The following is a 12,456-nucleotide window of genomic DNA, read 5'->3' on the forward strand; positions in this document are numbered from 1 at the left end:
ATGCTCGACGTTGCCTTCGCCCGTGCCGCAAGCGCCGAGACGCTGCGCGCCTTCGCCCTCGACGAATCTCTCAAGGCACGAGTTCTCGCCGATCCCGGTCTCTCCCCGATCGCCAGGCGCATCGCCGAGCGTTACATCGCCGGCGAGACGCTGGATCAGGTCTTCGACCGGCTGCCGGAGGTGTTCGCCCGCGGGCACCTCGCGAGCATTGAGTACACCGGGGAGAGCGTGCGCGCCGCGGCCGTGGCCGATGCAGAGACCGAGGTCTTCCTGGAGCTCGCCCGGCGGATCCAGAGCTCAGCGGTGCCGAGCACCGTCTCCTTTGACCTGTCACACATCGGGCTCACCGTCGATCCAGAGTTGGGCTACCGCAACGCGGTTCGTCTTGCCGAGGCGACGGCAGAGGCCGGCACCGAACTCATCATCTCGGCCGAGGGTTCCGCGCGCACCGACCTCGTGCTCGATACACATGCCCGGCTCTGCCGGAGCTTCGACCACGTCGGCATCACCGTGCAGGCGCGACTGCACCGGACTCCCTCCGATCTCGCGGCGCTTCTGCAGAGGCCGGGGCGCGTGCGGCTGGTCAAGGGGGCATTTCTCGAGCCGGAGAGCGTTGCGTTCGCGCGCGACAGTTCCGCACTTCGAGACGCCTACGTCACCCTTGCGGACACGCTAATCACGAGCGGGCACGCGCTGTCGATCGCCACGCACGACGCCGACATTCTCGACACGCTGCTGAGCGTTCATGGCAGCGCACTCGCCGCCCCGCACGTCGAGTTCGAGATGTTGCTCGGTCTCGGCACCGAAACGCTCGACGAGCTGCGCGCGGCCGGACTGCGCACACGGGAGTACCTGATCTTCGGCACGGAGTGGTGGCTCTACGTGCTCAACCGCATCGCCGAGAATCCCGATCGCGTGTTCCAGGCGATCACCGACGCGGCAGGCTAGCGCGGCCGACTGAGCGCGGCAGGCGCGAGCAGCGGGCGCTGCCGAGTGACTCGACGGAGAGCCGGCGCGCTCAGCAGCCGCAGCTGACGCTGGCGCCGGCCGCGGATACCGGCCCGACGAGTGGGTCGACGAGGCGCGCCTCTGTGCCGGCATCCGTCTGCACGGGGTAGCCCTCGCGTGCCCAGTACTCGAAGCCGCCGATCATCTCGCGCACCTCGTAGCCGAGCAGGCTCAGCGCCAGGGCCGCCTTCGTGCCGCCGTTGCAGCCGGGGCTCCAGCAGTAGACGACGAGCTTCGTGTCCGGCGCGAACAGCGTGGCCGCCTCCTCGGCGATCCGTGCAGTCGGCAGGTGCACGGCGCCGGCCGCACGGCCCTGCGCCCAGGCGGCATCGCTGCGGGTGTCGACGAGAACGAAGCTCGGCGTTCCCGCACGCTGTTCGGCGTCGACATCGGAGGCGTCCGTCTCAAAGGCCAGCTTTGCCCGGAAGTGTGCACTGGCCGCCTCGGGCGTCGCGGCGCGCTCGGCACCGAAGACGGAGGCGGGCCGGGTCTGGGCGGGGCTGAGTGTCATGCGTCCAGCATTCCGGATGCCGCAGCTCGGCGACCCGGAGTTCCTGCCGCTCTTCGCCGAGATCCCGCCACCGCGCGGCGCGCGGCCGCGTTCGCACCGCGCATCCGAGTTCGCGCGAGAAAGGTCTTGACAGCGCGGCATCCGCGGCCTATCTTCATAACCAATTAGTTATGGATTGAGGTTCGACCGGTGAACACGACCCTGAGCAGCGTGCGCAACGCCCCGGGCGCCGCCTCGCCCGCGGCCGAGGAGGAACGCCTGAACCGCGTCTTCATGGCCCTGGCCGACCCGACCAGGCGGGCGATCCTTGCCCGCCTCGCCGCGGGGGACGCGTCGGTGTCCGAACTGACAACGCCGTTCGCGATGAGCCAGCCCGCCATCTCGAAACACCTCAAGGTGCTCGAGGCCGCCGGGCTGATCTCGCGCAGCAGGGCGGCGACGGCACGCCTCAGCCACCTCGAGGCCGCGCCGCTCGAGGAGGCCAGCGTGTGGGTGGAGAACTACCGGCGATTCTGGGGCGAGAGCTTCGACAAACTCGACGTCGCACTGGCGGCGCACATGGCCACCCAAACAAATTTCACCCAGGCCGACACACTCACCGAGGGGCACACAGCGTCATGACCGAGACCCGCCCGAGCGGCATCGCCGACACCGACACCTACATCACGCGCATGTTCGCGGCCCCGCGCGACGTCGTCTTCGACTTCTGGTTGCAGCCCGCCAGGCTCGCCGAGTGGTGGGGCCCCGTCGGGTACTCGGCGCCGGTCGAGCACATCGTGATGGAACGCTCCGTCGGCGGGCGCTTCCAGCTCTGCATGGTCGAGGAGTCCACGGGCGTGGAGATCTGGACGTACGGCGAGGTGCTCGAGTTCCTCGAACCCGAACTCATCGCATTCCAGCTCAGCGTCAAACGTCCCGTCGACGAGGAGCCGATCACGATGCAGCTCCGCGTGCAGTTCCACGACCACGGCGAGCGCACCCGCATCACCCTGCATCAGGGTCCGTTCGCGGCCACCGAGATGGAGCGTGGCAACAACATCGGCTGGAGCATGTCGTTCGACAAGCTGGATGCCGCCATCGCCGGCGCCGCCGGCATCCGCCCCTGACCTCTCACAGCACCAGCGAAAGGACCGCACCATGAGCTCGCACTCCACCACCATTTCACCGCCGCACACCGTCACCTCCGCCGACGGCACCGTCATCGCCTACGACGCGACGGGCACCGGGCCCGCGCTCGTGCTCGTCGGCGGCGCGTTCAGCGAGCGCCGCTTCCCGCTGACGCGTGAGCTCGTCGAGCAGCTCGCCGACAGCTTCACCGTCTACAACTACGACCGGCGCGGCCGCGGCGACAGCGGGGACACCTCGCCGTACGCGATCGAGCGCGAGGTCGAGGACCTCGATGCCGTCATCGCCGCCGCGGGCGGAACCGCGCTGGTTTGGGGCCTCTCCTCCGGTGCCGCGCTGGCGATCGAGGCGGCCGCCCGCGGCTCGCACATCAGCCGGCTCGCCTGCTACGAGCCGCCCTACGTCGTCAACGCCGACCCGCTGCGCACCGCGATCGGGCTCCGCGCGCCGATCGCCGCCCTCCTGGCCGCCGGCGAGAGGAGCAAGGCGGTGTCGCTGTTCATGACCAAGGGCATGGGGATGCCGGGCGTCGTCGCCTTCGGGATGAGGCTGTCCCCGATGTGGAAGCGCCTCACCGCGCTCGCGAACACGATTCCCTACGATCTGGCCGTGACGAGCGCGGCCATGAAGCCGGGTGTCGGCAGCGCGGTCCCCAAGCTCGACGGTTCGCGCTGGGCCTCGATCGGCTGCCCAGTCACGGTGATGGCCGGCACGAAGAGTCCGGAGCCGTTGCGCACGGCGGCCGAGTGGGCGGCATCCGCCGTTCCCGGCGCGACCATGCGGTGGATGCCGGACCAGAACCACACATTCAAGCCGCCCGTCGTGGCGGACGCACTGAAGGAGATGTTCCGATGAGAATCGTCAGCCTCGGCATGCAGGTGACCCTGGACGGCTTCGTCGCCGGCCCGAACGGCGAGCTGGACTGGGCGATGGAGCGGCTCGACGAAGAACTCTTCGCCCACCAGGAGGTGCTGCAGAGCGGCTCGGACACGATGCTGCTCGGGCGGGTGAACTACCTCGATCAGGCCGCGTACTGGCCGACGGCCGAGGAACCACTCGCGAAGATCCTGAACGCGCAGCAGAAGGTCGTGTTCTCCACGACGCTCACGCAGGTCGACTGGCAGAACTCTCGGCTCGCAACCGGCAGCCCGGCCGAGGAGATCGCGGCGCTGCGGGAGCAGCCGGGCACCGTGATCAGCGTGGCCGGCGGTTCGCGCTTTGCCCAGTCGCTGTTTCGCGAGCACCTCATCGACGAGGTGCGGCTCTATGTGCACCCGATCGCGCTCGGCCGCGGCATCCCGCTCTTCGCCGAACCGCTCCAGCTCGAGCTCACCGCGTCGCGGCGCTTCGGCAACGGCACCCTGCTCAACAGCTACCGCGACCCGCTCTCGGCCGGCTTCGCGGCCGCCGGTGGCACCGAGTGAGCGCTCGCGCTGCCGCCACCCGCTGATTGAGCCCGTCTCCCGCTGATTGAGCCTGTCTCCCGCTGATTGAGTCCGTCTCCCGCTGATTGAGCTTGTCTCCCGTTGATTGAGCTTGTCTCCCGTTGATTGAGCTTGTCGAAATCCCACCACACCACCTCGTGAAAGGACCCCAGATGCCCGCAACCCTCGATGAGTTCATCGCCGAACTCGACGCCCCCGCCCGTGAGATCGCCGAGTCGCTGCGCGCGATCATCGACGACGCCGTTCCCGGCGCCACCGGCCAGGTCTGGCACGGCCACCCGGTCTGGCTGGACGGCAAGAACCCGATCGCCGGCTTCAAGCCGTATCCGCGCTGGACCACCTTCATGATCTGGAACGGCTCCCCCATCACGGACGCCAGCGGCCGGCTGGAATCCGGGGCCCGCATGTCCACACTGAAACTGTCCGGCACCGACGACATCGACGCCGCCCTCTTCGCCGACTGGCTGAAGCAGGCCACCGCCACGGCCTAGGGCGCCCGTCGTCGACCACGAGTTGTCGCAAACGGCCCCTTCGGCCGCGCTCAAGGGGCCGTTTGCGCCATCTCGCGGCCGTGCACGGCGGCGGCGTAGAGTGCTGGCATGGGTGACATGTGGATCGGAGCCGTCGTCGTCGGCAGCACTACCCTTGTGCTGCTCGGTCTGGCCCTCCTCGCCCAGCGCATCCGGCGCCGCGGCACGGCCGGGCCCGCGATCGGCGCCGCTATGGCCGCCTACGACCAGGCCATGCACGTGAGCGCCTACGAGACCTTCCTCGAGATGCAGGCGCAGGACGAACGCGTGACGCCGACTCCAGCACCCGACACCCACTAGGCGCGCACCGCGTTGGCGGCTGCCATCTAGCGATTCTCCAGTCAACTCTCCTACGCTGCATCCATGACCCAAGAAATGTGGTTGCTCATAGTCGCAGGCTCCGGTTTGCTGATGCCCATGCTGCTCGGTCTTCTTCCGGCTGGGAGGCGCCCCGTTCCCGTGCGCGCCACGCGCCGCAGCCGCAACGACGGCGCAGCCGAGCGCCGCTGACCGCGCATACGGCGCCGATCGGTCGACGCATGAGCTCCGTTCGAGTCGTGGTGCACGGCATGGTGCAGGGCGTCGGATTCCGGTACTCCGCTCGTGCAGAGGCCGAACGCCTCGGCATCACGGGCTGGATACGCAACCGGGCAGACGGCGCCGTCGAGGCCGAGATCGGCGGCGACGCCGAACCCGTGCAGCGCATGCTGGACTGGCTGGGTCATGGCCCGCGCGGCGCGGCGGTCGCCTCCCTCGAGGTGAGCGAGCTGGGCGAGCACGGCGAGGTCTCCGGAGGCACGCCCGATGGGGCGCCCGACGGCCACGCGCGTGAGAGCGGCGGTTTCCACATCGTTTCCTAGCTCCGCGTGCGCGTCAGCGATGCCGGGGCCCACAGTGTCGGCGGTGTCTGTCAGGCTGGAGTCGTGAATGACATGCAGAACGCAGGAATCGATGACGAGAACACGGTGAACCCCGAGAGTGTCGCTGCGACTGCACTGTCGCATCCCGCCGAGGCCGGAGGAGACGGAATCCGCCCCGCAGCCCTCGCTGCACTGCGCGCACTCGTCGGGCGCCAGGACGCCGACTTCCACGACGGGCAGTTCGAGGCGATCGAGGCGCTCGTCGCCCAGCGCCGCCGCGCACTCGTCGTGCAGCGCACCGGTTGGGGCAAGTCGGCCGTGTACTTCGTGGCCACCAAGCTGCTGCGCGATGCCGGCGCGGGCCCCACGATTCTCGTTTCGCCGCTGCTGGCGTTGATGCGCGACCAGGTTGCCGCAGCCGCGCGCGCCGGGGTGCGCGCCGTGTCGATCAACTCCTCGAACGCCCACGAGTGGGGCAGCGTGCTCGAGCAGCTGCGCGCCGACGAGGTCGACGTGCTGCTTGTCTCCCCCGAGCGCCTCAACAACCCGCGCTTCCGCGACGAGCAGCTGCCTGCCCTGATCAACCGCGTCGGCCTCCTCGTCGTCGATGAGGCACACTGCATCAGCGACTGGGGGCACGACTTCCGCCCCGACTACCGGCGTCTGCGCGAGCTGATCGCCGAGATGCCGAGCGGCGTTCCGGTGCTCGCCACCACCGCAACGGCGAACAGCCGGGTGGTGACGGATGTCGCCGAGCAACTCGCCGCCGCCGCCGCCCAGCACGGCGACACCGAGCCCGTGCTCACCATCCGCGGCCCGCTCGCCCGCACCTCGCTGCGGCTCGGCGTGCTGCGCCTGCCCGACGCCAAGGCACGCCTCGCCTGGCTGCTCAGCCACCTCGCCGATCTTCCGGGCAGCGGCATCATCTACACGCTCACCGTCGCCGCGGCCGAGGACACGGCCAGACTGTTGCGCGAGGCCGGCCACTCCGTGCACGCGTACACCGGCCAGACCGACACCGACGAACGCGAGCAGCTCGAGGGCCAGCTCAAGCGCAACGAGATCAAGGCGCTCGTCGCCACGAGCGCGCTCGGCATGGGCTTCGACAAGCCCGACCTCGGCTACGTGCTGCACCTCGGCGCTCCCTCCTCCCCCGTCGCCTACTACCAGCAGGTCGGCCGTGCCGGCCGCGCAACCGAGAACGCCGACGTGCTGCTGCTTCCCGGCGTCGAAGACGAGGCGATCTGGACCTACTTCGCCACCTCCTCGATGCCGAACGAGGAGAAGGCACAGGCGGTGATCGCCGCCCTCGCCGACAGTGGCCGGCCACTCTCCACCCCGGCGCTCGAGGCGATCGTCGATCTGCGCCGGTCCCGGCTCGAGCTGCTGCTCAAGGTGCTCGACGTCGACGGCGCCGTGCGCCGCGTGCAGGGCGGCTGGACGTCGACAGGGCAGCCCTGGTTCTACGACCGGGAACGATACGAGCGCATCGCAGCCGAACGCCTCGCCGAGCAGCGCTCCATGATCGAATACGAGCGCACGAGCGAGTGCCGCATGGCGTTCCTGCAGCGCGCGCTCGACGACGACACCGCGGTTCCGTGCGGACGCTGCGACAACTGTGCCGGCGCCTGGTACCCCGTCGACGTCGCCGCGGATGCCGCCGCCAGCGCCAGCGCATCACTCGACCGGGTCGGCGTGCTCATCGAGCCGCGCGCCCAGTGGCCCACCGGTGTCGCCTCGCTCGGCGTCCCGGTGAAGGGCAACATTCCGCCCGCCGAGCGGCTCGCCCCGGGCCGTGCACTGGCCCGGCTGAGCGACCTCGGCTGGGGCGGTCCGCTGCGGGAGATCTTTGCGGCGCCCTCCCCGCTGGCGGCGCCCGCTGCGTCGCCGCTGGGTGAGCCTGCCTCTCCGCTGGTTGAGCCTGGCTCTCCGCTGGTTGAGCCTGTCGAAACCCCGGCCGAGTCTGATTTCGACAGGCTCAATCAGCGGGGCGTAGCGCGCAATCAGCGCGGGGTCACCCCCACCCCGGGCGACGCACCGGCAATCCCGGCCATGCTGGCAGCCTGCGTTCGGGTGCTCGCCGAGTGGAACTGGGAGGAGCGCCCGGCGGCGGTCGTCGCGATGCCGTCGCGGCGGCATCCGCAGCTCATCGGCTCGGTCGCGCAGACGATCTCCGAACGCGGCCGACTGCCGCTGCTCGGCACACTCGATTGGGCGAACGGCGGCCCGAGCGGCGGGCCCGGCGGCAACAGCGCCTACCGGCTCTCCGGCGTCTGGGAGCGTTTCGCCGTCGGCCCCGAGCTCGCCGCCGCCCTGCACGAGTACGCCGGCCGACCGGTGCTGCTCGTCGATGACATCGCCGACAGCCGCTGGAGCCTGACGATCGCCGGGCGGCTGCTGCGCCAGCACGGCGCAGGCGCGGTGCTGCCGTTCACGCTCGCGTTGCAGGGCTGAGTCGGCGGGGCCGACGGCGACCCATCGTCGGCGGCCGGTCCTGGCGGCTGCGCTACGAGCCGAAGAGCTCAGCGAGTCCGCGCGCCGGGTGGCCGGTGAGGCGCTGCACATCGGGGCTCACCGCGGCCAGCGAGCCGTCGGCGATCGCGGTGTAGGTGCTCACCCACGCCTCCAGCTGCCAGGGTTCGGCGCCGTAGTGCGCGCGGGAGGCGTAGGCCTCGTCGAGCGTCTCGTTCTCGAAACGCAGCCCAGTGGCCGCGGCGATCTCGGCCAGCGTCAGGGCCTCCGGCCCGGTCAGCGTGTACGTCGCGTTCACGTGGGCGGCCAGATCGCGGATGACGGCAACGGCCGCGTCCGCGACGTCGGCTCTGGCCACGGCCGCCACCCGACCGTCACCGGCTGGGCCTCGGATGACGCCGTGCTCGTCGGCGAAGTGCGGCAACAGGTCGAGGTAGAGGTTGTCGCGCAGGAAGGTGTAATTCATGCCGCTCGCGCGGATGAGCTCCTCCGTGTACGCGTGATCCTGGGCGAGGGTGAAGGTGGCGCCGGGATCGGCTCCGGCGAAGGAGGTGTAGACGATGTGTGGAACCCCGCCGTTCGTGGCCGCCCGCACGAATCGGTGATGCTGCTCGCGCCGGGTCGCCGACTCGGCCGCTGACACCATGAACACGACATCGAGCTCGCCGAGGTCGACGGCGGTGACTGTGTCGTAGCTGGACTGCACAACCTCGATCGCCTGGTGGGCGGCGTCGGCATCGACCGCGCCGGCACCTGTGCCGTCGGCATCCGCGGCGTCTATCGGCCCGGTGGTCGCGGCGCCGGCGGCGGGATCGGCGGCACCCGCCCCCATCCCAGGCAGGCGCAGGGCAGGCACCCGCAGCGGGTCGCGGACGATCAGCCGCAACGTCTGATCGGGCGTCGGTGCGGCCACGAGGGCCTTGGCGACGAGCCCGCCGATATGGCCGGTTGAACCTGTGACTCCGATGCGCGTCATGGCTGCACTCTAGTCGCGAAGCATGACAGAACAACCCATGAATTCCTGTCCGATCCCCCTGACTTTTGCCTGCCGCGCGCGTAGCATTTCGGGCAGAGAGGGTTGCCGTTTCAGCACCGTGTTCTCGCGTGCACGGCGCCTCAGTCGGGAGCACGCGCATGATGATGAACAGCACAATGCAGATGATGCAGATGCACGCGAAAGACATGGCGATGCAGGACGTCGACATGGCCATGCTGCAGGACTGTATCGAGGCCTGCTCCGCCTGTGAGCAGGCGTGCACGATGTGTGCATCGTGCATGATGGGCGACGAAGCCGGTGGCGCGATGCACATGGAGATGTGCATGAACACCGCCGACGTCTGCAACACGATGATGCGGATGATGATGCGGCCGGCCGGCATGCACGTGGAGAGCATGATGGCGATGCTCTCGGCCACGATCATGCTGAGCAACGCGTGCGCGGAGGAGTGCACGAAGCACGCCGACATGCACGAGGACTGCAAGATGTGCGCAGAGATCTGCCGTCAGTGCGCCGTGGCCTGCCAGAAGGTCATGGACGCCATGCGCTCGATGATGCCGATGAGCTAGCGCTGGCCTGCTGCCCGCCGGGTAGTGCCGCGGGCAGCACGTCTACGATCGGGCCGCGCCCCATCACCACGATGAGGAGCGTCGCGATCGGGCCGAGTAGCAGCGAGAGTAGCCACCAGTTCAGGCGTCCACGCCCCGTCGATTCCGCGAGCCCCGCGTTGATAAGCGACAGCGTGAACCACATGCCGCCGCCACCGATGCCGTCAATACTGACATCCATTCGCCCATTCTGGCGTGACCGGCGTGCGGGTGCCGGCATGCTGGCGTCGCCGCACCGCTCTGCGCCAGTTCGTGTTGCTCTGCGCCACATCATGTGGCGCAGAGCAACACAAATGACGCATCGAACGCTAGTCCTTCTTCAGCTCGACCTTTGTCGTGGTTCCGAGAGCGCTGACCTTATAGCTGATGGTGTCGCCCTCGAACGTGAACTCTTTGGTGTCATCGGTGGAGGCCAAGAGCGCGGAGTCGGTAGCCTCGGCGTCCCGCTGTGAAGTCCACGTGTACGGCTCAGTCGCGTCAGCAGGCGCTTCGAACGTTCCGACCCAATAAATCGACGTCGTGTCTCCGCCGTCGGCAACCCACTCGACGGTAATTGTGTCCGCGGTGATCGTGGCCTGCTGGAACGAGTCCTCGCTTGCGGAGTTGCTCTGCATCCAGGCGCCGACCAGATCAGGGGCTTGCGGCGCCTCCGCCACGGTGTTGGAATCGCCTGCACCGGCCGGGGTGGTGCCTGGTCCACTGCAGCCTGTCAGGGCAAGGGCGGCGACAAGAACAAGCGGTGCGATGAGTTTCTTCATGGGCTCACCATGACACACACCGGCAACTGTCATGACGGCTGCCCGGTGATGCAGCAGAGAAGGTCGCTCGAGAGACCGCTGAGAACCCGGTCACGGGTGCAACAGTCAGTCGTTCCTAGAGGGCGCCGGCCACCACGACGCTGATGCGCTCGGAGCCGACCGCGAGCGCGCCGTAGAGCGCGTGCAGGGCCACCGGGGTGCCGAGTTCCAGCGTGGGTGCGGCGTGGCTCCACAGCCAGACCGTTCCGGACTCCGGCGTCGCGGCATCCGCAAGACCGGTCGACGGATCGAAGAGTTCGATCGCGATCCAGCCGTCGGCGTCGACCTGGGAGACAAAGGCGTCGCGCCACTTGCTCGGCGTCGCGCCGCTCGCGAGCAGCTGCATGGGCGAGATGCCGTGGCCGGGCGCGCGACGGGTGCAGGACTCCCCCGCGGTGCACTGCATACTGTGCTGCACCTGTGGCTTGAGATTGGACATCCTGACCTCCTTCGGGGCGTCTGGCCGGGCCGGCGGATGCCGCGCACTCAGCGTTCGATTCAAGAAGAGTAAGTCGGCCGCTCGCCGATGTCACACGGGCGTGTCACACGCCGCAACACGCGCGGGTCGCAGCCGTGCGCCCGCCCGCGCGGGCAGGCCCCGGAAGGGCGTGGGAGATCGGCTCGGGTGGGTGCGCGCTGCTAGGGGGCTGCCGCGTTTCGCGTAGTTGAAAAGGATCCACCGGATCCTTTTCAACTACGCGCCGTTCAGGAACGCGGTGATGGCGCGGCTCAACGCGACGGCGTCGTCCACGTGCACGAGCTCGCGCGCCGAGTGCATCGACAGCAGCGGCACCCCGACGTCGACCGTGCGGATGCCGAGACGCGTCGCCGTCAGCGGTCCGATCGTCGATCCGCATGGAACCGTGTTGTTCGAGACGAACTCCTGGAACGGCACCTCGGCGGCTGCACAGGCGCGCACCCAGAGGGCGGCGCCCGCGGCATCCGTCGCGTAGCGCTGATTGGCGTTGATCTTCAACAGCGGGCCGCCGCCGGCCAGCGGGCGCACGGCCGGGTCGTGCCGCTCGGGGTAGTTGGGGTGCACGGCGTGGCCGGCATCGGCCGAGACACACCACGAGCCGGCGAAGGCCTGCAGCTGCTGGCCCTGGCTCGCGCCGAGCCCCTCGCCGATGCGGGAGAGCACGTCGGCGAGGAAGGGGCCGGAGGCACCCGATCGCGTCTCGGAGCCGAGCTCCTCGTGGTCGAAGGCGGCGAGCACGCTGATGTGCGCCACGGATGCCGCGGCACCCCGGCCACGGCCGCCGCCCGTGTTCTGCGCACTGCCCTCAGCTCCCTCGCTGCTCTCGGGCACGGCCCCGCGCGACGCCACCTCGATCAGAGCGACGAGCGCGGCGTAGACGGAGCTCAGGTTGTCCATGCGTCCGGAGGCGAAGAGCGCGCCGTTCAGGCCGAAGCGGGCGGGGGCCGCCGTGTCGGCGGTGAGGATGTCGTAGCCGGCGATGTCGGCGGCCTTGACACCGGCGATCCCGGCGAGGTGCCCGAGCAGATCGGCCTGGCTGGCGTCGCCGACACCCCAGACGGGTTGGGTGTGGCGCTGCTTGTCGAGGGAGAGGCCGTCGTTGACGCCACGGTCGAGGTGGATCGCCAGCTGTGGGATCCGCAGGAATGGCCCGGTGCGCACCAAGTGCACTCGGCCGTCGCGAGTGACGAGCCGGCCGGCGAGCTCGAGCTCGCGGTCGAGCCACGAGTTCAGCAGCGGACCGCCGTAGACCTCGACGCCGGCCTGCAGCCAGCCGTGTGCGCCGGTCGTGGGCTTCGGCTTGAGCTTGAACCCGGGCGAGTCGGTGTGCGCGCCGAGGATGCGGAACGGGGTCGTCGGTCCGGATGCCGCCGGCTGCACCCATGCGATGACGGCGCCGTCGCGCACAACGAAGAAGCGGCCGGGTGCGGCGTCCGCCGCGGGAGACCCGGCATCCGACCAGTCCGCACCCTCGTCAAGGCCGGTAAATCCGGCCTCCTCGAGACGCCGCGCCAGCTCTGCGGCCGCGTGGTACGACGACGGCGACGCCTGGATGAAGCGGGCGAAATCCTCGATGTAGGCGGTTGTGTAGACCTCGGCACTCACTTCAAGACTCATGAGTCCAT

General features: G+C 69.4%; 17 protein-coding genes. 11 read left to right on the top strand and 6 right to left on the bottom strand.

Translation table 11 applies throughout. The features are described 5' to 3' along the window. Nucleotides 1–948, top strand: coding sequence for a proline dehydrogenase family protein (locus ASC66_RS06450; protein WP_055836628.1), 948 nt, complete (start codon nt 1–3; stop codon nt 946–948). A gap of 70 nt (nt 949–1,018) precedes the next feature. Here the strand turns inward: ASC66_RS06450 and ASC66_RS06455 are convergent, their stop codons facing one another. Beyond that, nucleotides 1,019–1,519, bottom strand: a complete 501-nt coding sequence (locus ASC66_RS06455) for a rhodanese-like domain-containing protein (protein WP_055836632.1) — start codon at nt 1,517–1,519, stop codon at nt 1,019–1,021. 189 nt (nt 1,520–1,708) lie between these two features. Between ASC66_RS06455 and ASC66_RS06460 the strand changes: the two genes are divergently transcribed. The 9 genes from ASC66_RS06460 to ASC66_RS06495 all read left to right on the top strand — a co-directional run bounded on the left by ASC66_RS06460 (nt 1,709) and on the right by ASC66_RS06495 (nt 7,933). Continuing rightward, complete coding sequence (locus ASC66_RS06460; RefSeq protein WP_235496739.1) at nt 1,709–2,140, top strand: ArsR/SmtB family transcription factor; 432 nt, start codon at nt 1,709–1,711, stop codon at nt 2,138–2,140. Next, nucleotides 2,137–2,625, top strand: a complete 489-nt coding sequence (locus ASC66_RS06465) for an SRPBCC family protein (RefSeq protein WP_055836634.1) — start codon at nt 2,137–2,139, stop codon at nt 2,623–2,625. The genes ASC66_RS06460 and ASC66_RS06465 overlap by 4 nt, the downstream gene beginning before the upstream one ends. A gap of 31 nt (nt 2,626–2,656) precedes the next feature. Further along, a complete protein-coding gene (locus ASC66_RS06470) occupies nt 2,657–3,499 on the top strand; it encodes an alpha/beta fold hydrolase (protein WP_055838277.1) in 843 nt (280 codons plus the stop codon). Further along, nucleotides 3,496–4,068 carry a dihydrofolate reductase family protein gene (locus ASC66_RS06475; protein WP_055836637.1) on the top strand — a complete coding sequence of 191 codons (573 nt, stop codon included), beginning with the start codon at nt 3,496–3,498 and terminating at the stop codon, nt 4,066–4,068. Before ASC66_RS06470 ends, ASC66_RS06475 begins: the two co-directional genes overlap by 4 nt. Before the next feature lie 173 nt (nt 4,069–4,241). Next, on the top strand, nt 4,242–4,580 hold the full coding sequence (locus ASC66_RS06480) for a DUF1801 domain-containing protein (RefSeq protein ID WP_055836640.1): 339 nt from the start codon (nt 4,242–4,244) through the stop codon (nt 4,578–4,580). Nucleotides 4,581–4,688: 108 nt separating this feature from the next. Then, nucleotides 4,689–4,919, top strand: a complete 231-nt coding sequence (locus tag ASC66_RS06485) for a hypothetical protein (RefSeq protein ID WP_055836650.1) — start codon at nt 4,689–4,691, stop codon at nt 4,917–4,919. A gap of 63 nt (nt 4,920–4,982) precedes the next feature. Beyond that, nucleotides 4,983–5,129: a hypothetical protein gene (locus ASC66_RS18055; RefSeq protein ID WP_157509685.1), complete on the top strand. Its 147-nt coding sequence runs from the start codon at nt 4,983–4,985 to the stop codon at nt 5,127–5,129. Nucleotides 5,130–5,158: 29 nt separating this feature from the next. Next, entirely contained in the window at nt 5,159–5,479 is a 321-nt protein-coding gene (locus tag ASC66_RS06490) for an acylphosphatase (protein WP_055836653.1), read from the top strand. Between the two features lie 72 nt (nt 5,480–5,551). Continuing rightward, nucleotides 5,552–7,933 carry a RecQ family ATP-dependent DNA helicase gene (locus tag ASC66_RS06495; protein ID WP_235496824.1) on the top strand — a complete coding sequence of 794 codons (2,382 nt, stop codon included), beginning with the start codon at nt 5,552–5,554 and terminating at the stop codon, nt 7,931–7,933. A gap of 52 nt (nt 7,934–7,985) precedes the next feature. Here ASC66_RS06495 and ASC66_RS06500 read toward each other — a convergent pair whose 3' ends face one another. Beyond that, nucleotides 7,986–8,927 (bottom strand): NAD(P)H-binding protein, encoded by a 942-nt coding sequence (locus tag ASC66_RS06500; RefSeq protein ID WP_055836656.1) that lies wholly within the window; start codon nt 8,925–8,927, stop codon nt 7,986–7,988. Between the two features lie 158 nt (nt 8,928–9,085). Between ASC66_RS06500 and ASC66_RS06505 the strand changes: the two genes are divergently transcribed. Next, nucleotides 9,086–9,517 (top strand): four-helix bundle copper-binding protein, encoded by a 432-nt coding sequence (locus ASC66_RS06505; protein ID WP_055836660.1) that lies wholly within the window; start codon nt 9,086–9,088, stop codon nt 9,515–9,517. Here ASC66_RS06505 and ASC66_RS18315 read toward each other — a convergent pair. From ASC66_RS18315 to ASC66_RS06520, 4 genes are all read right to left on the bottom strand, one after another. Then, nucleotides 9,480–9,737, bottom strand: coding sequence for a hypothetical protein (locus ASC66_RS18315; protein ID WP_082492096.1), 258 nt, complete (start codon nt 9,735–9,737; stop codon nt 9,480–9,482). The genes ASC66_RS06505 and ASC66_RS18315 overlap by 38 nt on opposite strands. 127 nt (nt 9,738–9,864) lie before the next feature. Further along, on the bottom strand, nt 9,865–10,314 hold the full coding sequence (locus tag ASC66_RS06510; RefSeq protein ID WP_055836663.1) for a membrane lipoprotein lipid attachment site-containing protein: 450 nt from the start codon (nt 10,312–10,314) through the stop codon (nt 9,865–9,867). A 115-nt stretch (nt 10,315–10,429) separates the two neighbouring features. Continuing rightward, a complete protein-coding gene (locus ASC66_RS06515) occupies nt 10,430–10,792 on the bottom strand; it encodes a hypothetical protein (protein WP_055836666.1) in 363 nt (120 codons plus the stop codon). Nucleotides 10,793–11,047: 255 nt separating this feature from the next. Then, nucleotides 11,048–12,448: a M18 family aminopeptidase gene (locus tag ASC66_RS06520; RefSeq protein ID WP_055836670.1), complete on the bottom strand. Its 1,401-nt coding sequence runs from the start codon at nt 12,446–12,448 to the stop codon at nt 11,048–11,050. Nucleotides 12,449–12,456: the final 8 nt, after the last annotated feature.

The sequence above is a fragment of the Leifsonia sp. Root4 genome (assembly GCF_001425085.1).
Taxonomy (GTDB): Bacteria; Actinomycetota; Actinomycetes; order Actinomycetales; family Microbacteriaceae; genus Microterricola.

Coding starts and splice junctions, on each gene's coding strand:
- ASC66_RS06450 (WP_055836628.1), top strand. CDS start 1: ATGCTCGACGTTGCCTTCGCCCGTGCCGCAAGCGCCGAGACGCTGCGC.
- ASC66_RS06455 (WP_055836632.1), bottom strand. CDS start 1,519: ATGACACTCAGCCCCGCCCAGACCCGGCCCGCCTCCGTCTTCGGTGCC.
- ASC66_RS06465 (WP_055836634.1), top strand. CDS start 2,137: ATGACCGAGACCCGCCCGAGCGGCATCGCCGACACCGACACCTACATC.
- ASC66_RS06470 (WP_055838277.1), top strand. CDS start 2,657: ATGAGCTCGCACTCCACCACCATTTCACCGCCGCACACCGTCACCTCC.
- ASC66_RS06475 (WP_055836637.1), top strand. CDS start 3,496: ATGAGAATCGTCAGCCTCGGCATGCAGGTGACCCTGGACGGCTTCGTC.
- ASC66_RS06480 (WP_055836640.1), top strand. CDS start 4,242: ATGCCCGCAACCCTCGATGAGTTCATCGCCGAACTCGACGCCCCCGCC.
- ASC66_RS06485 (WP_055836650.1), top strand. CDS start 4,689: ATGGGTGACATGTGGATCGGAGCCGTCGTCGTCGGCAGCACTACCCTT.
- ASC66_RS18055 (WP_157509685.1), top strand. CDS start 4,983: ATGACCCAAGAAATGTGGTTGCTCATAGTCGCAGGCTCCGGTTTGCTG.
- ASC66_RS06490 (WP_055836653.1), top strand. CDS start 5,159: ATGAGCTCCGTTCGAGTCGTGGTGCACGGCATGGTGCAGGGCGTCGGA.
- ASC66_RS06495 (WP_235496824.1), top strand. CDS start 5,552: ATGCAGAACGCAGGAATCGATGACGAGAACACGGTGAACCCCGAGAGT.
- ASC66_RS06500 (WP_055836656.1), bottom strand. CDS start 8,927: ATGACGCGCATCGGAGTCACAGGTTCAACCGGCCATATCGGCGGGCTC.
- ASC66_RS06505 (WP_055836660.1), top strand. CDS start 9,086: ATGATGATGAACAGCACAATGCAGATGATGCAGATGCACGCGAAAGAC.
- ASC66_RS18315 (WP_082492096.1), bottom strand. CDS start 9,737: ATGGATGTCAGTATTGACGGCATCGGTGGCGGCGGCATGTGGTTCACG.
- ASC66_RS06510 (WP_055836663.1), bottom strand. CDS start 10,314: ATGAAGAAACTCATCGCACCGCTTGTTCTTGTCGCCGCCCTTGCCCTG.
- ASC66_RS06515 (WP_055836666.1), bottom strand. CDS start 10,792: ATGTCCAATCTCAAGCCACAGGTGCAGCACAGTATGCAGTGCACCGCG.
- ASC66_RS06520 (WP_055836670.1), bottom strand. CDS start 12,448: ATGAGTCTTGAAGTGAGTGCCGAGGTCTACACAACCGCCTACATCGAG.